This window comes from Micromonospora sp. CNZ286 (genome assembly GCF_014207755.1).
The window spans coordinates 3,880,315-3,902,530 of sequence record NZ_JACHIZ010000001.1 but is presented as its reverse complement, the minus strand read 5'-3'; the positions used below and the strand labels follow the sequence as shown (position 1 = coordinate 3,902,530).

The window sequence follows — 22,216 nt, the reverse complement described above, 5'->3', positions numbered from 1 at the left end:
GAAACGGTGACCGCTGTGACGTCCGCTGCCGCGAGAGACCTCCGCCTGACGGCCCTGCGCCGCTTCGCCCTGTCCATCACGATCCTCACGGTGCTCGGTCACCTCTTCCTCGGGTTCGAGCAGGCCCCGGTGACGCCGGTGCTGACCCTCCTGCTGGGCTACGCCCTCGACCTGACACTGGAGACGCTCGCCGCCCGGGCCGAGGGCCGCGCGCCCGCCTTCGCAGGTGGCCTCCGGCGGCTGGTGGACCATCTCCTGCCCACGCACATCGGCGCGCTGGCCTGCGCCATGCTGTTGTACGGCAACTCCTCACCCTGGCCGTACCTGTTCGCCGTCGCGGCCGCTGTGGGCTCCCGCCACGTCCTGCGGATCCGGATCGACGGCCGTGCCCGGCACGTGCTCAACCCGTCCAACGCGGGCATCGCGCTGACCCTCGTGCTCTTCCCGTGGGTCAGCATCGCGCCGCCCTACCAGTTCACCGCCGGGGTCTCCGGTGCGCTGGACTGGCTGCTGCCGCTCGGTGTCCTGATGGCCGGCACGCTGCTCAACGGCAAGCTCACCGGGAAGATGCCGCTCATCCTCGGCTGGCTGACCGGGTTCGTCGCGCAGGCGCTGCTGCGTGCCCTCCTCTTCGACCACGACTTCGTCGCCGCGCTGCTGCCGATGACCGGCCTGGCCTTCATCCTCTTCACCAACTACATGATCACCGACCCGGGGACGACCCCCCGTGCCCGCGCCAACCAGTGGGCGTTCGGGCTGTGCACCGCGGCGGTCTACGGACTGCTGGTGCTCGCGCACGTGTCGTACGGGCTGTTCCTCGCCCTGGTCATCACCTGCGCCCTGCGCGCGGGTCTGCTCCTGATCGGCCGTCGCCGGCCGGCCCGGGCCCGGCGGGTCCGGCTGCGGGAGGCGGCATGAGGCCGGGCGAACGGCAGATCGCGGTCGTCGGCCTGGCCTGCCGCTACCCGGATGCCGACGACCCGGCACAGCTGTGGCGGTCGGTGCTGGCCCGCCGCCGCGCGTTCCGGGCCATCCCGGCCACGCGCCTGGACCCCGAGCACCGGCTCGGCGCGCCGCACGCGCCGGAGTCCACGTACGTCCGCCGGGCCGGGCTGCTGCGCGACTGGCACTTCGACCGTGAAGCCTTCCGCGTGTCCGGGTCGAGCTGGCGGGCGGCCGACCACACGCACTGGCTGGCACTGGAGACGGCGGCGGCCGCCCTGTCCGACGCCGGCTTCCCCTCGGGCGCCGGCCTGGACGCCGACCGGGTCGGCGTGATCCTCGGCAACTCGCTCACCGGCGAGTTCACCCGGGCCGGCCTGGTACGGCTGCACTGGCCGTTCGTACGCCGCTCGGTCGAGGCGGCGCTGCGGCAGACCGGAGTGGACCCCGCCGTCGCCGCGCAGGTGCTCGACCAGGCCCGGCGCGGCATCGCGGCGGCGTTCCCCGAGCCGGGCGACGAATCGCTGGCCGGGGCCCTGAGCAACACCATCGCCGGCCGGATCTGCAACCACTTCGACTTCCACGGCACCGGGTACACGGTGGACGGCGCCTGCGCGTCGAGTCTGCTGGCCGTCGTCACAGCCGCCAACGCGCTGCTCTCCGGCGAGCTGAACTTCGCCCTCGCCGGAGGCGTCGACCTGTCTCTGGACCCGCTGGAGATGATCGGCTTCGCCCGCCTCGGCGCGCTCGCCGACGGCGAGATGCGGGTGTACGACGAGCGGCCCACCGGGTTCCTGCCCGGGGAGGGGTGCGGGATCGTCGCCCTGATGCGCGCCGATGAGGCGGAACGGCGCGGCCTGCGCGTCTACGCGCGGCTGACCGGATGGGCGACGTCCTCCGACGGGTCCGGGGGCCTGACCCGCCCCGACGCCGGGGGACAGGCGCTGGCGCTGCGGCGCGCGTACCGGATGGCCGGACTGGCGCCGGAGCAGATCGCCCTGATCGAGGGGCACGGCACCGGAACCGCCGTCGGCGACCGGGTCGAGCTGGAGACGCTGGCCGGGATCCGGCGGCACGCGCCCGGGGCGGCGGCGCTCGGCTCGGTGAAGGCGAACATCGGGCACACGAAGGCGGCCGCCGGAGCGGCCGCACTGATCAAGACGGTCCTGGCCGCGTACCACCGGGTCCTTCCGCCGACCACCGGCTGCGAGACGCCGCATCCTCTGCTGCGTGCGCCGGACGCCACCCTGCGGGTGCTCGACGAGCCGGAACCGTGGCCGGGCGGGCGGCTGGCCGCCGGGGTGTCCGCGATGGGCTTCGGCGGGATCAACAGCCACGTGGTGGTGGAGAACGCCGATCCCGCCGCCGTGGGTCGCCGTCGCCTCCCGCCCTCGGTGCGGTCCTGGTCCCGCCGTCCGGTACGACCGGAGATCCTGCTGATCGAGGCGGCCACCACGGCGGAGCTGGCCGAACGGCTCGACCTGCTGGGCAGCTGGGGCGCGACGCTCAGCGACGCCGAGGTCGGCGACGTGGCGGCGACGCTCGCCGCCGGTGCCGGCGGCACGGCCGGGATCCGCTGTGCCCTGGTCGCCGGGGACGCCGACGAGCTGTCGGCGGCGGCCCGCGCGGCGACGGGCCTGCTCGCCACCTGGGACGGGCGCGTCGTGGTGGACGAGGCGGCGGGGGTGGCGTTGGGTGGCGGACCGCCCGCCCGGGTGGGCCTGCTCCTGCCCGGCCAGGGAGCACCGGTGCGGTACGACGCCGGCCCGCTGGCCCGGCTGCTCGGCGACCTGCCCGAGGGGCCGACGGCCACCGGCGCCACCGGCACCGAGGCCGCACAGCCGGCTGTCGTGTGGCAGTCGCTGCTCGGGCTCGCCTGGCTGGACCGGCTCGGCTGCGCCCCGGTCGGCGCCGTCGGGCACAGCCTCGGCGAGCTGACCGCCCTCGCCTGGGCCGGTGCGCTGGACCCGGGCCGGCTCGTCGCGCTGGCTGCCGCCCGCGGACGGGTGATGGAGCACAGTGGTGTGCCGGGCACCGGGATGGTGAGCCTCTCCGTCGACGAGACGCGGGCGATCCGGCTGGCGGACGAGCACGGACTCGTGGTCGCGGCGCTCAACGCCCCCGACCGTACGGTGCTCGCCGGGGCCGACGAGAACCTCACCCGGCTGGCGGCGGCGCTGCGCGACAGCGAGGTCGAGGCGATCCGGTTGCCGGTGTCGCACGCCTTCCACAGCCCCGCGATGGAACCCGCGCTGCCGGCGTGGGCCGCCGAGCTGAACACTGTCGAGTTCGCCCCGCCGGCGCGGTCCGTGACGTCCACCGTGACGGGTGCGGACGTGCGGACGGTCGACGACCTGGCGGCACTGCTCACCCGTCAGCTCACCGCCCCGGTGCGCTTCGCCGCCGCCGCCCGCGACCTCGGCCAGCGGTGCGACCTGCTGGTCGAGGCGGGCCCGGGGACCGTGCTGTCGCGGCTGGTCACCCGGTTCCTGCCGGTACCGGCGGTCAGCCTGGACTGCGGCGGTCCGCCGCGCTCGCTCGCCCTCGCCACCGCCGCGGTCGTGGTCGCCGGCGCGGGCGACCTCGCCGCCTGGTACGACGGGCGGCCCTACCGCCCGCTCCGGCCCGGGGCGGCCATGACGTTCCTCAGCAGCCCGTGCGGAGCCGGCATCTCTCGCGCCGGGCTGCCGGGGTCGCGCTCCGCGTCCGCCGACGCGGAGCGCGACTCCCCTCCGGGCCGGGTCGAGCAGCCGTCGAGTGTCGCAGCAGCGGTGGTGAGGACCGCCTCCGCTCGACCGGCGCCGACCCCGCCCGAGGCGGACCCGGCCGGGTCGGTAGACCCGGCCGGGTCCGCTCCCCGTCCCGACGACCCGCTCGGCCGGTTGCGCGCCCACCTCGCCGCCGAGCTGGAACTGCCGGTGGCGGGCATCACCCCGGCCAGCCGGCTGCTCGGCGACCTGCACCTGAACTCGCTGCAGGTGGCCCGCACCGTCGCCGCGGTCGCCGCGGCCCTGGGCCGGCAACCCCCGGCCGCGCCCCTGTCACTGGCCGACGCGACAGTCGCCGAGGCGGCCGAGGTGCTCGCGCAACTGCCCGCCGCCGGCGACGACGAGGCGCCGGCGCAGGGCCTCGCGCCGTGGGTGCGGCTGTTCCGGCACGACTGGGTTCCGCTGCGGGGACCGCTGTCCGGGCCGCCGGCCGCCGGCTCCGTGCGGTGGCGGGTCGAGGCGCCGGCCGGACATCCCCTGCACACGGTCTTCCCCGCCGTACCCGACGGGACGGCGACGTCGCACGGTCTCGCCGTCGCGCTCGGCCCGGACGACGGCCCGGAGCAGGTGGCCGCGCTGCTGGCCCGCATCGCCGGGCAGCGGCCGGCCCGGCTGGCGATCGTGCACGACGACCACCCGGCCGCCGCCGCCGTGGGCCGGTCGGTGGCGGCGGAGATCTCCGGCTGCGCCGTGACGGTGCTCGACGTGTCCGCGGACGGGGACGTGGGCCTGCTGGCCGGGCTGGCGGTGCCGGCCGGGTACGCGGAACTGCGGGCCGGGCCCGGTGGCGTCCAGCGGCTGGTGACCTCCGTGCATCGGCCCGCCGAGGAGACCCGGGAGGTGCCGCTGGGGCCCGGCGACGTCTGCGTCGTCACCGGTGGCGCCACCGGAATCACCGCCTTCGCCGCGGCGGCCGTCGCCGAGCGGACCGGATGCCGGCTGGTGGTCCTCGGCCGGCGTCCCGCCGAGGACGCCGAGACCGGGGAGGCGCTGCGCCGGCTACGCACGGTCCTCGGCGACGACCGGTTGCGCTACGAGCGGGTCGACCTGACCGATCCCGACGCGGTACGGGAGGTGCTCGGCGCCGGCCGGCTGGGTCCGGTCCGGGCGGTGGTGCACGGGGCGGGGATCAACCGGCCGGCCCAGCTGACCGACGTCACTGCCGGGGACCTCCGCGAGCACCTGGGCGGGAAGGTGACCGGACTCCGGTCGGTGCTCGACGCGGTCGGACCGGACCTGCGGCTGGTGCTCGCGTTCGGTTCCATCATCGGCCGGCAGGGGCTCGCCGGGCAGGCCGCCTACTGCATCGGTAACGAGTGGCTGCGGCACGACGTGGAACGGTGGGCCGGCGATCACCCGGAGACCCGGGTGCACCTCGTCGAGTGGTCGGTCTGGTCCGGGATCGGCATGGGGGTGCGGCTCGACGTGCTCGACTCGCTGCGCCGCCGGGGGGTGGCCGGGATCGCGCCCGACGACGGCGTCGCGGCGCTGTGGCGGATCCTCACCGATCCGACCGCTCCGGTGACAGTGCTCTGCACTGCTGCCTTCCCCGAGTCCGGCACCCTGAGCCCGGCGCCCGCGCCCGGCACCCCCGAGCCGGGCCGGCTGCGCTTCGCCGAGTCGGTGATCGGCCGGGTCGGGCAGGTCGCCACGGTGACCGAGGCGGAGTTGTCCGTCGGGGCGGACCCGTACCTGCGGGAGCACCGGGTCGGCGACGCGCCGCTGCTGCCCGCCGTGCTCGGACTGGAGGCGATGGTGCAGGTGGCGGCGTTGACCACCGTAAGCCGGGCCGGCTGGGCGGTCCGCGACGCGAGCTTCGCCGCGCCGATCGACGTCCCCGAGCGCCGGACGAGGCGGATCCGGGTGGCGGCACTGGCCGCGGAGATCGGCGGGGACGTGGCGGTGGCGATCCGCGCGGACACCGACGGCTTCGCCACGGACCGGTTCGCCGGGACGGTCACCGACCCGCCGGCACTGCCGGCCGCCGCCACGGCGGACGATGCCGCGCACCGGCCGGAGTCACCCGTGGACAGCGGGCGGGAGGCCACCACCCCACATCCGTGGTACGGCCCGGTGCTCTTCCACGAGGGACGGATGCGCCGCCTGACGCACGCCGGACCGGTCTCGGCGTTCGCGGTGCGCGCCACCGTCGACGCCGACGACCGGGACCGCTGGTTCGCCTCCTTCCTCGGGCAGGAGCTGCTGCTGGGCAGCCCGGGAGGGCACGACGCGGCGATCCACGCGCTGCTCGCCTGCGCGCCGCACCGCAGGGTGCTGCCGGTGGGCGCGGCGGAGGTGGTCGTCTGGCGGCCGCTGCGGGGGCGGCTCACCGTCGAGGCCCGGGAGGTGCGGCACAGTGCCGACGAGTACGTCTTCGACGTGGACGTCGCGCACGCCGGCGTACCGGTGGCCCGTTGGCGGGGTCTACGGCTGCGGGCGGTCGGCGACAACCGGGAGTTCGCGGTGGCCAGGTCCGGCGGCCGGCTCGGCGCGGAGCTGGTGGGCCCGTGGCTGACCCGCCGGCTGATCGAGGCCGGTGCGGTCGACGCGGTCGAACTCGTGGTGGGGCCCGGCCGGCGCGAGGCGGACGGCGCCCGCCGGCTGCTGGCCCGGCATCTCGCCGTGCCCGAGGCGGACGTGGACCACCAGCCGTCCGGCGCGCTCCACGTGCCGGGCCGGCACGCCTCGGCGAGCTACGCCGACGGGCAGGTGCTCGTCGCGCTGGCCGATCGTCCGGTCGGGGTGGACTGGGAACCGGTGACCGACCGGCCGCCGGCCGGGTTGCTGGACGACGGCGCGCGGGCGAGCGCCGAGGAGCTCGGCCGGCGGACCGGTGACGACCCGGCGGTGGCCGCCACCCGGCTGTGGGCCGCCCGCGAGGCGCTGGTCAAGCTCGGCGCCGACCCGGACCAGGTGCTGGCGCACGGGGAGCCGGAGCCGGACGGCCTGCTCGTCTCGACCGGCCGGGACCTCACCGTGGTGACAGTGCCGGCCTGGGCCGACGGGGCGACGCGGGTGGCCGTGGCGGTGGCGACCCGGCCGGTGGCGTCATGACCGGCTGGTACGTCTACCGGCACGTGGTCACCCTGGACGAGACCAACATGGTGGGCAACGTCTACTTCGCCCACTTCCTACACTGGCAGGGGCACTGCCGGGAGCGCTTCCTCGCCGACCACGCACCGGCCGTCCTGGACCAGCTCCGTCGAGGTGAGCTGACGCTGGTGACAGTGTCGTGCGCGATGGACTACTACGAGGAGTGCTTCGGCCTGGAGGAGATCGAGGTGCGGATGAGCGCCGACGGCCGGGAGGGCCACCGGCTGAGCATGCACTTCGAGTTCCTCCGGGCGGGGCGGGAGGTGGCCCGGGGCCGGCAGACGGTGGCCTGTCTGCGCCCCACCCCGGCCGGACCGGTTCCCGTCGATCCGCCGGTCGACCTGCGGGCGGCCCTGGCGGCCTTCACCGCCTGAGACAGTCGCGGCGCCCGACCCGGTGAACGGGTCGGGCGCCGCGGTGTCGGCACCCCCTCGTCGGGGACGCGCCGTCCTGCGTCGTCAGCTGCCGGTAGCCAGCAGCTGCGGCCGCCTGCGCTGGGCGAGGGCGAGCACCGACGAGGTGAGCTGCAGCGGAGGATCGATGGGGCGAGGTCGCCGCAGCGCGACCTGGAAGGTCCGGAAGGTGCGCCCGCCGCGGACCACGATGGGTGCGCCGCCCGTGCCGACGAACTCCACCTGCCGGCCGTTGTCGCCGAGCACGTCGGACAGCGTCGAGGTCTTGTCGAACCCGAGCGCCACGGCGTGGTACGCCCCGTCGGCCAGCGGCCGGATGCGGCTGAGACGGTTGGTCTCCAGCACGCCGTAGGTCAGCGGGACGTCGTCGGGCTCTTCCGACCGGTACAGCGCCAGCACCGCGCACCCGCCGCCGCTCGGTCCTCCGGTTACGGCGCCGACCGGGCCCGGGGCGCAGTGGCGGTCGGCGGCCGGATCGGTCAGCTCGCTCAGTCGTACCTGGCCGAAGACGGACATCGCGGACCGGAACCGACGCGGCGACATCCCGGTCAGCCGGGTGAACTGGCTGATGAAGGTGCCGAGACTGGAGTAGCCGACGGCCATGCAGACCTCGGTCACCGACAGGTTCGAATTGACAAGGAGGTTCCGGGCCTGAGCCATCCGTAGCGCGGTCAGGAACCGCGCGGGCGTGGTGGAGGTGACGTGTCGGAAGACCCGGTGGAAGTGGAACGGGCTGAGCAATGCGGCCTGGGCGATGTCGGACAGCCGCTGAGGTTCCGAAAGATATTCAGTCATGTATTCGACGGCTCGGGTGACGGAATCCAGCCGGGCCGCGTCGGTAGGATTGCCGAGGCAGACGCCCAGGGTGCTGCACGTCATGAATTGGGCGCAATCCATACAGTTCCCCCCCTGTCGCCATGCTTGATCGGCGGTGGTCATCGTATGGCCTCCCCTAAGGGACGTCTCGTAACTGGGTGAAGGCGTTGCTCGGCATCAAGCCGATGGTCAGCCGGCGAGGATGATGTTGTGGAGGTTCGCGATGCCGGAAGCGGCGTCGGCCAATGTGTGGGCGGCGCGGCGGTAGTCGCGCAGGATCTTGAAGCACTTCATCCTGGCCAGAGCGTGTTCGACTCCCGCTCGGACGGTGCGGTGCTGGACGTTGAGGGCTTCCTTCCAATCCGGGAGCTGGCTGCCGTCGGTGGGCTTGCGGTACGGCATGATCACCTCGGGGTTGCCGCGGTAGCCGCCGTCGGCCATCACCGGCCGCCCGTCCAGCTTCGCCTTGATGCCGGACGTGCGGTAGACGATGGTGTCGTTGCGGTTGCCCGGCTGCGGGTCGCCGACGGCGAGGACCAGGCGGGTGCTGGCGTCGATGGCGACTTGCAGGTTCGTCGAGTACCGGTAGTTCTTGCTCCGGGCGGCCAAGCGGTGATCGCGGGTGGGGATCAGAGTCCCGTCGACGATCGCGATCTGCTCGACTGGCCGCTTACGCACCGGCGCCAGGGCCAGCAGCGGCGCGAGGGTGTCGATGACCCGATGGGCAGCCGAGTGCGACACCCCGAACAGCGGGCCGATCTGCCGCATTGTCAGGTTCGTACGCCAGTAGGTGGCCACCAGCAGCACCCGATCCGGCAGGTCCAGGGCCCACTGCCGGCCCGGCCGGCCGTCAGCGATGCCGTCACCGCCACGCTCGGCGACCAACCGGACCAGCTTGCGGAACTGGGCGGGCTGCAACCCGGTGAACGGAAAGATCCACTCAGAGTCGGCCGCGGTGATCACCTGCACCCAGGCATCCTGCCCGACCATCCTCAACAGACAGACGGCAGGGTTACGAGACATCCCTTAGGATTTACTTGAGCATCGGACGGTGGTCCGACGGAGTCCGGGCGGGCGTCTCTCCTTGCCGCCGACCAGTCCTCATCCGGGCACAAAGGCCCGAGATTCGTACGCCTCCAGGCACTCGAACTGACGTTCTGCCGGCTGCGCCGCTGAGCGTTCAGTCAACAGCTCGTCACGCTGTGCGTATAGTCGCAATCTTGCTAATGTCCTCACCAATGGCGTGATGTCGACGGCGGAAAGACCTGACTGTGGCAAAGACACTGATTGTCGTCATCGGCCCGCCAAAGAATCCACAGATACGGCTCCGGGGCGGCCGGCATTCGCCGTCCGCCCCGGAGACCAATCAGCTCAGTTCATCCAGTTGGTGCGCGGGCAGAACTGCACGCCCGGGATGTCGGCTACGCCGTCCTGGTCGGAGTCGACGTCCCCGTCGAGCGTGGAGTAGATGTCGAGGGAGTTGACGTTGATCTTGCCGTCGCCGTCCCAGTCGACCAGCTTGCCCTTGAACGTGCCCACGATGAACGCGTTGGCGAGCGGCCCCGTGGGGGTGTCCAGGGTGCCGAGGATGCTGTTGCCCGGGAACAGCACCTCCTCCAGCGAGCTGCCCGCCATGGTGTCGAAGTTGACGTACCCCCAGGTGTGCACGCGGCCCCGGACGTAGCGGATGGCCGACTCGCCCTTGATCTGGATCTGCGGGTCGAGGGTCCACTCACCGCTGCGCTTGGCCGCGACCATCTCGTTGCGGTGGCCCAGGCTGTCGTCGTCCGCGCGGCCGGACAGGAAGACCGGGCGCAGACCGCGGGACTCGAAGTAGAAGCTGCCCCGACCGGCGTTGGCGTGATTCGTCAGACCCCGGAACACGAAGTTCTCGGTGTGCGGCGAGCCGTCGTCGTGCAGGCCGGAGAGCGTCTTGCTGATGATCAGCTTCTGGTTGCGGGTGTCCACGTTCGGGCACGCGTGCGCCTGCCCGTAGCTTCGGGCGAGTCCCTGCGGGGACAGGGAGATCTTGCCCCAGTTGCGGCCCGTCTCGTCCAGGGCGACGTAGACGTCGCAGTGGATGTTGAGCAGGATCGTCTCGTCGAAGGTCCGGTCGCCGTCCCAGGTGAACGACCGGTTGTCGAAGGCCGGCACGCCGGTGCGCAGCTCGGAGCTGAACAACCGCGCCCACTCGCCGACGTCCGCGTCGTCGTCGTCGATGTGCCGCTCGATGACCTGCAGGGCCCGCGGGCCGCCGATCTTCTCCAGCGCCCACAGCGCGTTCCACCGCACCTCGCGGTTCTCGTCGCTGGCGATGCTCTCGGCGATCAGGTCGATCGTCCCGGTCAGCCGGCGGTCCATCGCCTGGTACAGCGACTGCTCGCGAACCATCGGGTCCGGGTGGTGCAGCGCCTCGTACGCCACCTGGTCGTCGGTGCGGATGTCGAGCCGGACGGCGTCCCGGTCCAGGATGTCGCCGAACTCGCTGTTCAGCAGCGCCGGGTCACCCTTGAGGTAATGCTCCCACTGCGGCGCGCGGTCCCGGCCCCCGGTGGACAGGCCGATGGATTGGAGCGTCATTTTCGTGATCACCCTTTCATCTCTGGTGATTGCGGTGCCTGTGTTATGCGTGCGGCGGATCCCGATGCGGAGCAGTCATCGGGGGTTCCGCCTCGGATGGCGAATACGGGCACCGGCTGCAGACCGAGTGCGAACCATTCGCGACCTCATTGCCGGTTCAGGATTCGGGCCGCAGGCGAAGAACCATGAAGCCGCCCGGTGGCGGCCGGCTCCGCTGGCCGCTGCTCCACATGCCATGGCCCCGCCTGCGGTGGTGCCCCTCCAGGGTTGGCAGCGCGGCAGCGCGGCGTCAACCGTCCGGCGCAGCGCAGCAAGAACGCGTAACTGCGAATGCCGGAGAACTGCGAAGTCTTGCTCTCCTGCATTCGAGAAACCCGGTCGGGGGTCGTTGCGAACTATTGTTCCCCCCGTCGTCGAGGTCGGGAGAAAGCGGTGCGGGAATCAATGTTCGTACGATTGTCACTCGTGGTCCGGGCGGGAACGGTCGCCGTCCTGCTGGCCGGCTGGACCGGCCGGCTCGGCGCCCGTTTGCTGGTCGACGCGTTGCGCCGGACCGGTCCGGGCGGCGCCGGCCGGGTCGCCCCGCGGGAGCGGGTGGCGGCCACGCTCACCGATGCCGTCGAAGGGCTCGGCCCGGCCTACGTCAAGCTGGGACAGGTGCTCAGCACCCGGTCCGACGTGCTGCCTCCCCGGCTCTGCCGGAGCCTGTCCCGGCTGCACGACCGGGTGTCACCGCCGTCCGACATCGCCGCGGTCGTCCGGACCGTGCCGCCGAGGTTGACCGGCTCCGTCGTCGGGGCGGCGTCCGGGCTGACCCTCACGGCGGCGGGCAGCATCGCCTGCGTCTTCCGCGCACGGCTCAGGGACGGCCGCGAGGTGGCCGTCAAGGTGCGGCGGCCGGGAATCGACCGGACCATGAGGCTCGACCTGGCTCTGGTCGGCGCCGTCGCCCGCGCGGTGGGCCGGCTGCCGGCGCTGCGCCGGGTTCCGCTGGCGGAGATCGTCGACCAGGTCTCGGCGGCCGTGTACGAGCAACTCGACTTCGTCCGCGAGGCCCGGTCGCTGACCCGGTTGCGGGAGAACCTGCACACCCTGCCCGATGTCCGGGTGCCGGCCGTCGTGCCCGAGCTGTCCAGCCGCACGGTTCTGGTGACGGAGTGGATGGACGGGCTGGTACGCGACGCCCAGCCGACCGGCGCTCGCCGGACGGCGGTGCTCAACGGGCTGCGGGCCGCCTACCAGATGCTCTTCCGGGACGGCTTCGTCCACTGTGACCTGCACCCGGGAAACCTCTACCTGATGGCGGACGGGACGGCGGTGATCGTCGACGCGGGCTTCGTCCGCTGTCTGACCGACTTCGCGCGCCGTACCTTCGCCGAGTTCTTCTACCACCTCGGCCGCAACGACGGGCGACGCTGCGCCGAGGTCCTGCTGTCGACGGCCCGGGCGCCCGGCGGCGGGTACGACCGGGACGGCTTCCGGGAGGACGTGGTGGCGCTGGTGGCCCGCAACAGCTCGGTCGCGGCCGCGGACTTCGACCTGGTGTCCTTCGCGGCCTCGCTCTTCGCCATCCAGCGCTCTCGCGGCCTGTACGCCGACCCGCAGTTCGTCTTCCCGATCCTCGCCCTGCTGGTGCTCGAGGGCTCGGTGCGCGAACTGGCGCCGGACATCGACTTCCAGGCCGAGGCGGTGCCCTACGTGCTCCGCGGACTCCAGGAGACGGCCTCCCTGACCACGCGCCCCTGACCCACGCGCCCCTGATCCACGCGCTCCGAGAGGAGACCGGAACATGGAAACCCACGAGCACGTCGACGCGGTGGTCGTCGGCTCCGGATTCGGCGGCTCGGTCGCCGCGTACCGGCTGGCGGAGGCGGGCCGCCGCACCGTGGTGCTGGAGCGCGGGCGGCCGTACCCGCCGGGCAGCTTCCCACGTACGCCGCAGGAGATGGGCCGGGCGTTCTGGGATCCGAGCGAAGGGCTGTACGGCCTGTTCGACGTGTGGACCTTCCGGGGACTGGAGTCGGTGGTGGCCAGCGGTCTCGGCGGCGGCTCCCTGATCTACGCGAACGTCCTGCTGCGCAAGGACGAGCACTGGTTCGTCACCGAGGATCCGGTGCCCGGCGCCGGCCATGAGAACTGGCCGGTGACCCGGGCCGACCTGGACCCGCACTACGACCGGGTCGAGCGGATGCTGGGCGCCAGCCGGTTCCCGGCCGACCGTCCGCCGTACCGCTCGGTGCCCAAGGCGGCGGCGATGAGGACGGCAGCCGAACGGCTGGGACTGGCGTACCAGTACCCGCCGCTCGCGGTCAGCTTCGCTCCGGGGCCGGGCGCGGAGCCGGTCCCGGCCGCGCTGATCGCCGAGCCGGCGTACGGCAACCTGCACGCCGCGCCGCGCCGCACCTGCCGGTTGTGCGGAGAGTGCGACATCGGCTGCAACGACGGCGCCAAGAACACCCTCGACCACACCTACCTGTCGGCGGCCCGGTGGCACGGCGCGGAGCTGCGGACCCGCGCCGAGGTCCGGTCGATCCGCCCCCGGCGCGGCGGCGGGTACGAGGTCCGGTATCTCGTCCACGACCCGGCCGACGAGGACCGGCGGAGCGACGGCCGCGCCCGGCCGGGCAGGACGATCACCTGTGACCGTCTGGTGCTCGCCGCGGGCACGTACGGCACCACGTACCTGCTGCTGCGGAACCGGCACCGGCTGCCCGCCGTCGGCCCGGCACTCGGCACCCGGTTCAGCGGCAACGGTGATCTGCTCGGGCTGATCCGGCCGCCACGTCGCGGCGACGCCACCCGCTTCTCGGCCAGCCGCGGGCCCGTCATCACCACGGCCATCCGGGTGGGGGACGCGCACGACGGGGACGGCTCTCCGGGCCGCGGCTTCTATCTTCAGGACGGCGGCTATCCCGGGTTCGTGGACTGGCTGGCGGAGTCGTCCCGGCTGTCCGGCGCCCCGGCCCGCCGGCTGCGGTTCGCTGTGGACTGGCTGTCGGCCCGGCTCACCGGCTCGCCCCGCAGCGGTCTGGGCGGGGGACTGGCCCGGCTGCTCGGCGACGGCCGGCTCTCCGCCGGCTCGCTGCCGATCCTCGGTATGGGACGGGACGTGCCGGACGGCGTGTTCCGGCTGCGCGGCGACCACCTCGACGTGGACTGGACGACCCGGACCAGCGCCGGCTATTTCGCGGCGGTCCGGTCCACGATGCGAGCGGTGGCCGACGTCCTGGGTGGCCGCTACACCGACAACCCCGCGTGGTGGCTGCGCCGGGTGGTCACCGTCCATCCGCTCGGGGGCGCGCCGATGGGCCGCCACCGGGGGGACGGGGTGTGCGACGGGCACGGCCAGGTGTTCGGTCATCCCGGGCTCTACGTGCTCGACGGCTCGGCGATGCCCGGGCCGGTGGGACCGAATCCGGCGCTCACGATCGCGGCGGTGGCCGACCGGGCCCTGGACCGGCTGCTGGGGGAGCCGGCGGGGCGGTAGCCCTCGGTCCGCGGTCGGGACCGGCTGGACTTGACCCGGCGAGCCGACCGGCGGCGGCCACTAATCGGTTGCCCGACGCGGCAGGGACTGCCTAGATTGCCGATCATGCACGACATCGACGGGTATGCCGGATGAGTGGCCGTCTCCGCGAGATCGCCCGGCAGACGGTCGCGATCACCGAAGCCGGACGCTATCGCAACAATGCCGGCGAGGACATCGCGATCGAAGCGGCGGTACGCGCCGCGGTCGCCGGCACCCGTGAGCACCTGCCGGACGAGGTCCTCCACGTCGACGGCGCGAAGCCCGGCACCGGCGACCTGGAGGTGACGCACGAGTCGACGTTGCAGGCGGCCCGCCGGCTCGGCCCCGGCGCGGCGTGTCTGGTGTTCGCGTCGGCGAAGAACCCGGGCGGCGGGTTCCTGGGCGGCGCGAAGGCGCAGGAGGAGAGCATCGCCCGCGCGTCCGCGCTGTACCCGTGTCTGCTCGCGGCGCCCGACTTCTACGCCTTCCACCGGGCGCAGCGGGATCTGCGGTACAGCGACCGGGTCGTCTACTCGCCGGGCGTGCCGGTGTTCCGGGACGACAAGGGCGACCTGCTCGACCAGCCGTACACGACGTCCTTCCTGACCGCGGCGGCGCCCAACCTGGGCGCGATGGTGCGCAATCAGCCGGAGCACGCCGCGGACGTGCCGGCGGCGCTGGGCCGGCGCGCCCGGCGGGTGCTGGAGGTGGCGGCCGCGCACGGGCATCGGACAGTGGTGCTGGGCGCGTGGGGGTGCGGGGTGTTCCGGAACGACCCGGCGACGGTGGCCGGTGCGTTCGCCGACGCGCTCCGGGTGGTCGACCGGTTCGACCTCGTGGTGTTCGCCGTTCGTGACGGGTTGCCGGGCACACCGGTGTACCGCACGTTCGCGGAACGCTTTTCGGTAGGTTCGTCGCATGAGTGACGACACCTTCCGGTCGGTGGAGATCGAGCGCACCAGCGTGGGCAGATACGTCGCGCGCAACGCCCGCGGCGGCGAGCTGTCGATGGGTACGGGGGAGGACGCGACCTTCACGCCCGTGGAACTGCTGCTGGCGGCCCTCGGCGGCTGCACCGCCGTGGACGTCGACCACGTGACCAGCCGGCGCGCCGAACCGACCCGGTTCGCCGTCACGGTGAGCGGCGACAAGATCCGTGACCCGGAGGCCGGGAACCGGATGGAGAACCTCACCGTCACGTTCGCGGTGACGTTCCCGGACGGCGCGGACGGTGACCGGGCACGAGAGGTGCTGCCGCGTTCGCTGCGGCAGTCGCACGACCGGCTCTGCACCGTGTCCCGCACTGTGGAGCTGGGCACTCCGGTCTCCATCGTGGACGCGAACGACCCGGGTCCGGCCGACCCGCGCTAAGCCGGCGACGCGGCTCCGGCGTGCGGCCGGAGCCCTGTCAGCAGCTCTGTTAGCGCTAACTAACCGCCCGCGCCGTGAGACGAGTGCGCCGTGATGTGACGCCGGGCTGCAGCGGAAATCAGCGAGACCTTGACAGATATCGATGTTATCGACAACATGACCGGTAACCCGGACGTAACGCCGCCGCCATCATCCTTCGCCCCCGATCGTGCTTCCGGGAGCCGGAGGCGGCCGAGCGCAGGAGGTTTCGGTGACAGGGACCGCTCGGACGACGCGTACGGCCGCGGTCGTGGTCCCCGCGGCGCTGATCCTCGCCGCGGGGGTGGTGGCAGGGATGCCGCCGGCGTCGGCGGCGACAGTCGACACGTCCGCGTCGTACGTCGTCGTGAACCGGCACAGCGGCAAGGCGATGGACCTGTACGACTGGTCGACCGCGGAGAACGCGCCGGTGAACCAGTGGACGCGCAACGACCTCGCGGTGCAGCAGTGGCAGTTCGTGGACGCCGGCGGCGGGTTCTACAAGGTGCGGTCCCGGCACAGCGGAAAGGTGCTGGAGTTGCCGAACGGCGGCGACGGCACCCAGCTCGTGCAGAGCACCGACCGCTCGTCGGCCACCCAGCAGTTCCGGTTGCAGGACTCCGCGGGCGGGTTCGTGCGGTTCGTGAACCGGCAGTGGGGCAAGGTCGTCGACGTGTGGCAGTGGTCGACGGCCGACGGTGGCCGGCTGGCCGGCTACGCCGATCTCGACGGCGCCAACCAGCAGTGGCAACTGATCCGGCTGGGCGGCGGCACACCCACCACACCGGCGCCCACGACCCCGGCACCGACCACCCCGGCGCCCGCCTACCCGCAGCCCGGCCGGGTGACCGGGGACATCGGCGTCCACGACCCGACGGTGGTCAAGCGACCCGACGGCACCTACCTCGTCGCGCACACCGGTGACGGCATCGCGCTGAAGACCTCCGCCGACCGGATCGCCTTCCGCAACGCGGGCGCCGTCTTCCCCGGCGGCGCGCCGTGGACCACCACGTACACCGGGGGAGCGCGCAACCTGTGGGCGCCGGACCTGTCGTACCGCAACGGGCGCTACCACCTGTACTACTCGGCGTCGACGTTCGGTTCCAACCGCTCGGCGATCTTCCTGGCCACCAGCACCACCGGGAACTCCGGGAGCTGGACCCACGAGGGGCTCGTCGTCGAGTCGCGGACCACCGACGACTTCAACGCCATCGACCCGAACCTCACCGTCGACGACCAGGGCCGCTGGTGGCTCACCTTCGGCTCGTTCTGGTCCGGCATCAAGATGATCCCGATCGACCCGGCCACCGGACGCCGGCTCGGCACCGCCCTGTACGCGCTCGCGAACTACGGCCCCGGCATCGAGGCACCCGTCCTGGTCAAGCGCGGCGCCTGGTACTACCTGTACGTCTCGTTCGACAGATGCTGCCAGGGCGCCGCCAGCACGTACCGGATCATGGTCGGTCGTTCGGCGAGCCCCACCGGGCCGTTCGTCGACCGCGCGGGCCGGGACATGCTCGCCGGGGGAGGCACCCAGATCCTGGCCTCGCACGGCAACGTGCACGGCCCCGGCCACCAGGCGGTCCTCGCCGACACCGACGGCGACGTCCTCTTCTACCACTACTACGCCGAGAACGGCGCGTCGCTGCTCGGCGTCAACCGCATCGGCTACGACGCCGCTGCCTGGCCCTACGTGTACTGAACCGGCCACCAGGGAGGGCGCGCATGTCGCCTCGTCACCTTCTCCACCCGGCCCGCCGCACGGCCGCCGACCCGGCCCGCCGTCGTCTGCGGCCGATCCTGGCCGCGGCGCTCGCGATGCTCACCGCGTCCGCCGGTCTCGCCGCGCCCGGCCCCGCGCAGGCGGCGCCCGCGGTGAACTACGCCAACCCGCTGGTCGACCAACGCGCCGACCCGCACATCGTCAGGCACACCGACGGCTACTACTACATGACCGCGACGGTGCCGCAGTACGACCGGATCGTGCTCCGGCGGGCCACCACGCTGCAAGGGCTGGCCACCGCCACGGAGACGACGATCTGGCGCCGGCACACGAGCGGCGAGATGGGCGCCCACATCTGGGCCCCGGAGATCCACTTCATGAACGGCAGGTGGTACGTCTACTTCGCCGCCGGGCGGACCGACGACGTGTGGCGGATCCGGATGTACGTGCTGGAGAACGCGAGCGCGAACCCGCTGACCGGCTCGTGGACCGAACGCGGCCGGATCACCACCCCGTGGGACACGTTCAGCCTGGACGCCTCGACGTTCGTGGTGAACGGGGTGCGGTACCTGACCTGGGCCCAGCAGGAACCGGGCATCGCCACCAACTCCAACGTCTACCTCGCCCGGACGGGCGCCGAACCGTGGCAGATCACCGGCCCGGTGGCCCGGCTGGTCGTGCCGGCGTACGACTGGGAGACCCGCGGTTACCGCGTCGCCGAAGGACCGGCTGTGATCCAGCGCAACGGCCGGGTCTTCCTCACGTACTCGGCCAGCGCCACCGACGCGAACTACTGCCTCGGCATGCTCACCGCGTCGGCCGGCGCGAACCTGCTCGACCCCGCCTCCTGGAGCAAGAGCCCGACCCCGGTGTTCGCGAGCAACGCCGCCGCCGGCCAGTACGGCCCCGGCCACAACTCCTTCACCGTCTCCGAGGACGGGCAGAGCGACATCCTGGTCTACCACGACCGCAACTACCGGGACATCAGCGGTGATCCGCTCAACGACCCGAACCGGCGGACCCGGATCCAGAAGCTGTACTGGAACGCCGACGGCACGCCGAACCTCGGCATCCCCGTACCCGACGGCGCCAGACCGGTCCGGTTACGCTCGCACGATCTCCCGGCCGCCTACGTCCGGCACTACGACTACCGGGCCCGGGTCGAACCGAACGTCACCAACCTCGCCGACTCGCAGTTCCGCCTCGTCGCCGGTCTCGCCGGCGCCGGATCGGTGTCGCTGGAGTCGACGAACTTCCCCGGTTACTACCTGCGGCACCGGGCCTTCGCTCTCTACGTCGAACGCGACGACGGCTCGGCCCTGTTCGACGGCGACGCGAGCTTCCAGCGCCGACCGGGCCTGGCCACGACCGAAGGGCTCTCCCTGGAATCGCAGAACTACCCCGGCCGGTACGTCCGCCACCGGGACGGACTGCTCCAGCTCGAAACGGTGGGTACGGGCGCGGACCGGGCCGCGGCCACGTTCCACCTGGAGTAGGCGCCCCGACAACCGCTGCGCCGGACTCGGCGTACCCCTTTCTCGGAGGTCGAACGATGCTCAACCCCGCAGTGACGTCGCCGCCCGGCGCCCGCCGGGGCCGGCGCGCCGGCCTGGCGCTGACCCTGGTGGCGGCGCTGGCCGCCGCGATCGGCGTGGCAGTGGTGGCCGCGCCGTCGGCGCAGGCGGCCACCATCGACACCAGCGCCTGGTACGTGCTCGTCAACCGCAACAGCGGCAAGGTCCTCGACGTCCGGGACACCTCGACCAGCGACGGCGCGGCGATCCAGCAGTGGTCCCGCAACGACGGCGAGTGGCAGCAGTTCCAGTTCGTCTCCTCCGGCAGCGGCTACTACCGCCTCCGTGCCCGGCACAGCGGCAAGGTGGTCGACCTGTGGGAGTGGAACGTCGCGGACGGCGCGGAGTACCGGCAGTGGCCCGACCTCAACGCCGCCAACCAGCAGTTCCAGGTGCGCGACTCGGACGGCGGCTACATCCGGTTGATAAACAGGCACTCCGGTAAGGCACTGGAGGTCTGGGAGAGGTCGACCGCCGACGGCGCCCGGGTCAGCCAGTACACCGATCTCAACGGCACCAACCAGCAGTGGCAGATGGTCCGGGTGGGAGCGGGCACACCGACCACACCGCCGCCGTCCACCGGGTGCGGCAGCGGCTCCTACCAGGCCGAGGCCGTGCTGAACGGCGGCACCTGGACGGCCCGCAACGGATCGTCGACCGTGTACTCGGGCGGGGACATGCTCGCCGCGATGCAGGCCGCGGTGAACTCCCTGCCGGCGGGACGGACCGCGAAGCAGCGGGTGGTGGTGCGCGGCTCCGGGTCGATGAGCGCGGGGTCGCGGTTGTCGCTGCCGTCGTACACGACGCTCGCGGTCTGCGGCACGATCAACGTGACCGGCTCGGGGTCGGGTGACTATGCGCCCGTGTACTCGCGCGGGACCACCGACGTCGAGGTGCAGAACCTGACCCTCACCGGGGCGCCGCTGTACGGGATCTTCATGCGCAACGTGAACAACCTGACGCTCGGCCAGATCGACATGCGGCTGTCCGGCGGCCTGGGGGTGCGGATCGACAACCACGGCGGCGACCGGGCGGTCAAGGTGCGCAACGTGCGGATCGACAGCGTGTACGTGTCGGGGACCGGCGCGCACGGCGTGGAGACGTACGGCGTGGACGGTCTGACGATCGGCACCGTCACCGCGCGCAACACCGGCTACTCCGGTCTGCTGCTCAACGACACGATCAACGCCACAGTCGGCACCGTCGACGCGCAGGGCGCCGGCACCGGAACCGGGTACGCGGCGTTCCGGATGGCCAACCGCAACGGCCGGGTCGGCAGCTCGTACCCGACGAATATCCGGGTCGGCACCGTGATCGCGTCCGGCGGTGGCCGGGGGGTCTTCTGCGTGTCGGAGTCCGGCGGCGCGGTCATCGACCGGGTGACGATCTCGAACACCGGGAACAACTCGATCCTCGTGGAGAACTGCTACAACGTCACGATCGCCGGGGCGTCCGGCACGGTGACGGGCGGTGGTGAGGTGCGGATCGCCTCGCGGACCGAGTTCCCGATCTCCTCCGGTATCCGCTTCCAGAACCTGACGGTCACCAACACGAACATCACCCAGAGCCCGTGCGGCGGGGCGAACAACACGATCAGCAACGTCACGCGGGTCAACTCGACGCTGACCTGGTGCTGACGGTCCGGCTGCCCCGCAGCGCCGGTGGCGCGCGGGGCAGCCGGTCAGGCCCGGGGCAGCACGCCCAGCAGGGTCGCGGTCAGGGCCATCGTCAGCGAGTCCGCCATCTCCAGGTGCAGGCGGGCCAGTTCGGGCTCGGCCCGGTAGGCCGCCGCGAGGCTCGGCGGTGGTGTGCTGTACGCCGACAGCGCTCCCGCCAGAACCATGGTCTGGAGGCTGAACAGCATCGCGTTCCCGCCCAGCTCCGGCAGGTATTTCCGCATCAGGTCGGTCATGGTCGCCAGGCGGTCCAGGGAGGCGCGCTTGTAGCGGGCCACGACCTCGACGGAGACGTTGTGCTCCAGGACGCTGCCCTGTGCCCCGAAGAGGTCGCACATCACCGATCGGCGGGCGAGCGAGCGGCTGACGACCCCGGCCACGGCGGTCGCCCGCTCGGCCATCGGCAGGTTCGCGTCGACGCCGTCGGCCAGCTCGTCGGCCAGCTCGGTCAGCCACTCCCGCAGGTAGCGGTCCAGCAGCTCCAGCAGCACCGCCTCGCGGGACTCGAAGTAGCGCAGCACGTTCGGCTTCGCCAGGCCGACCCGGCGGCTCAGCTCGTTCAGCGTGACGGCGGCGACAGGCATCTCGTCGAGCATCGCCGACGCCACGTCGAGGATCGCCCGCCGGCGGATCTCCCGCTGCTCCTCGGTCCGGGCCCGCTGGAAAGTCACGCCCGCCAGCCTAACTTGAGTACCTCCGGTACGTTGACAACGTACCGGAGGTACCTTAGCGTTTACGGCACAAGATACTTCCGGTACTTTAGGTGGAGGCGTGGCATGGGCGAGACGTGGACGACGGCGGACATCCCGGACCAGCGCGGGCGGGTGGCGGTGGTGACCGGGGCCAACACCGGACTGGGGTACGAGACAGCGAAGGCACTGGCCGAGCGCGGCGCCTCGGTCGTGCTCGCCGTCCGCGACGTCGGGAAGGGCGAGCGGGCCGCGGCCGGCCTGACCGGCGACGTGAGCGTGCAGGCGCTTGACCTGACCTCGCTCGACTCCGTCCGCACCGCAGCGGCGGCGCTGCGGTCCCGGTTCGGCCGGATCGACCTGCTGGTCAACAACGCCGGCGTGATGTACACCCCGAAGCGGACCACCCGCGACGGCTTCGAACTCCAGTTCGGCACCAACCACCTCGGCCACTTCGCGCTCACCGGGCTGCTGCTGGACCTGATGCTGCCGGTGCCCGGCTCACGCGTGGTGACGGTCAGCAGCACCGGCCACCGCATCCGGGCCGCGATCCACTTCGACGACCTGCACTTCGAGCGCTCGTACGGCCGGGCCGTCGCGTACGGGCAGTCCAAGCTGGCCAACCTGATGTTCACGTACGAGCTGCAACGCCGGCTCGCCCCGTACGGCACCACTGTCGCGGTGGCCGCGCACCCCGGCATGTCCAGCACCGAACTCGCCCGCAACACCCCGGTGGCCCTGCGGCTTCCGCTCACCTGGCTCGCGCCGCTGATCACCCAGACACCCGCGATGGGCGCGCTGCCCACGCTGCGCGCCGCCACCGACCCCGCCGTGCTCGGCGGCCAGTACTACGGCCCCGGCGGACGGTACGAGGTGAAGGGTCACCCCCGGCTGGTCACCTCCAGCCCGCAGTCGTACGAGGCGGCCGTCCAGCAGCGGCTCTGGGCCGTCTCCGAGGACCTCACCGGCGTGCGGTTTCCCGTCCGGTCCGGTCCGCACCCGGTTACCGCCGCCGCGGCCGGCATGAGGTGACAGCGGCCCTCTG

The 22,216-nt window shown here is 72.6% G+C and carries 15 protein-coding genes; 11 read left to right on the top strand and 4 right to left on the bottom strand.

Translation table 11 applies throughout. The annotated features are described in order from the left end of the window. Window positions 1-15: 15 nt before the first annotated feature. The 3 genes from FHX31_RS17635 to FHX31_RS17625 are packed head-to-tail and all read left to right on the top strand — an operon-like array spanning window position 16 to window position 7,177. Window positions 16-918, top strand: coding sequence for a hypothetical protein (locus FHX31_RS17635; protein WP_091331835.1), 903 nt, complete (start codon window positions 16-18; stop codon window positions 916-918). Beyond that, complete coding sequence (locus FHX31_RS17630) at window positions 915-6,764, top strand: type I polyketide synthase (protein WP_184976808.1); 5,850 nt, start codon at window positions 915-917, stop codon at window positions 6,762-6,764. The genes FHX31_RS17635 and FHX31_RS17630 overlap by 4 nt, the downstream gene beginning before the upstream one ends. Then, window positions 6,761-7,177, top strand: a complete 417-nt coding sequence (locus FHX31_RS17625) for an acyl-CoA thioesterase (RefSeq protein WP_013477245.1) — start codon at window positions 6,761-6,763, stop codon at window positions 7,175-7,177. Before FHX31_RS17630 ends, FHX31_RS17625 begins: the two co-directional genes overlap by 4 nt. A gap of 84 nt (window positions 7,178-7,261) precedes the next feature. Here the strand turns inward: FHX31_RS17625 and FHX31_RS17620 are convergent, their stop codons facing one another. From FHX31_RS17620 to FHX31_RS17610, 3 genes are all read right to left on the bottom strand, one after another. Further along, complete coding sequence (locus FHX31_RS17620; protein ID WP_013285684.1) at window positions 7,262-8,155, bottom strand: helix-turn-helix domain-containing protein; 894 nt, start codon at window positions 8,153-8,155, stop codon at window positions 7,262-7,264. Window positions 8,156-8,221: 66 nt separating this feature from the next. After that, window positions 8,222-9,001 carry a transposase family protein gene (locus tag FHX31_RS17615; RefSeq protein ID WP_084588886.1) on the bottom strand — a complete coding sequence of 260 codons (780 nt, stop codon included), beginning with the start codon at window positions 8,999-9,001 and terminating at the stop codon, window positions 8,222-8,224. A gap of 402 nt (window positions 9,002-9,403) precedes the next feature. Beyond that, on the bottom strand, window positions 9,404-10,612 hold the full coding sequence (locus FHX31_RS17610; RefSeq protein ID WP_013285685.1) for a HEAT repeat domain-containing protein: 1,209 nt from the start codon (window positions 10,610-10,612) through the stop codon (window positions 9,404-9,406). Between the two features lie 465 nt (window positions 10,613-11,077). Here FHX31_RS17610 and FHX31_RS17605 point away from each other — a divergent pair, with 465 nt between their 5' ends. The 7 genes from FHX31_RS17605 (at window position 11,078) to FHX31_RS17575 (ending at window position 20,443) form a co-directional block, all read left to right on the top strand. After that, a complete protein-coding gene (locus FHX31_RS17605; protein WP_240322341.1) occupies window positions 11,078-12,358 on the top strand; it encodes an ABC1 kinase family protein in 1,281 nt (426 codons plus the stop codon). A gap of 43 nt (window positions 12,359-12,401) precedes the next feature. Then, entirely contained in the window at window positions 12,402-14,099 is a 1,698-nt protein-coding gene (locus FHX31_RS17600; protein WP_013477243.1) for a GMC oxidoreductase, read from the top strand. A gap of 131 nt (window positions 14,100-14,230) precedes the next feature. Continuing rightward, window positions 14,231-15,046: a TIGR02452 family protein gene (locus tag FHX31_RS17595; RefSeq protein WP_013285688.1), complete on the top strand. Its 816-nt coding sequence runs from the start codon at window positions 14,231-14,233 to the stop codon at window positions 15,044-15,046. Continuing rightward, window positions 15,039-15,491, top strand: a complete 453-nt coding sequence (locus FHX31_RS17590) for an OsmC family protein (protein WP_013285689.1) — start codon at window positions 15,039-15,041, stop codon at window positions 15,489-15,491. Before FHX31_RS17595 ends, FHX31_RS17590 begins: the two co-directional genes overlap by 8 nt. Before the next feature lie 250 nt (window positions 15,492-15,741). Beyond that, on the top strand, window positions 15,742-17,211 hold the full coding sequence (locus FHX31_RS17585; protein WP_123109850.1) for a family 43 glycosylhydrolase: 1,470 nt from the start codon (window positions 15,742-15,744) through the stop codon (window positions 17,209-17,211). A 23-nt stretch (window positions 17,212-17,234) separates the two neighbouring features. Then, window positions 17,235-18,728 (top strand): family 43 glycosylhydrolase, encoded by a 1,494-nt coding sequence (locus tag FHX31_RS17580; RefSeq protein ID WP_184976807.1) that lies wholly within the window; start codon window positions 17,235-17,237, stop codon window positions 18,726-18,728. A gap of 56 nt (window positions 18,729-18,784) precedes the next feature. Next, the gene (locus tag FHX31_RS17575) at window positions 18,785-20,443 is read left to right on the top strand and encodes an RICIN domain-containing protein (protein WP_184976806.1); all 1,659 of its coding nucleotides are present in this window, start codon (window positions 18,785-18,787) and stop codon (window positions 20,441-20,443) included. 44 nt (window positions 20,444-20,487) lie between these two features. Here FHX31_RS17575 and FHX31_RS17570 read toward each other — a convergent pair whose 3' ends face one another. After that, window positions 20,488-21,153 carry a TetR/AcrR family transcriptional regulator gene (locus tag FHX31_RS17570; protein ID WP_047890671.1) on the bottom strand — a complete coding sequence of 222 codons (666 nt, stop codon included), beginning with the start codon at window positions 21,151-21,153 and terminating at the stop codon, window positions 20,488-20,490. 105 nt (window positions 21,154-21,258) lie between these two features. Here FHX31_RS17570 and FHX31_RS17565 point away from each other — a divergent pair, with 105 nt between their 5' ends. Further along, a complete protein-coding gene (locus FHX31_RS17565) occupies window positions 21,259-22,203 on the top strand; it encodes an SDR family NAD(P)-dependent oxidoreductase (protein WP_184976805.1) in 945 nt (314 codons plus the stop codon). Window positions 22,204-22,216 lie beyond the last annotated feature (13 nt).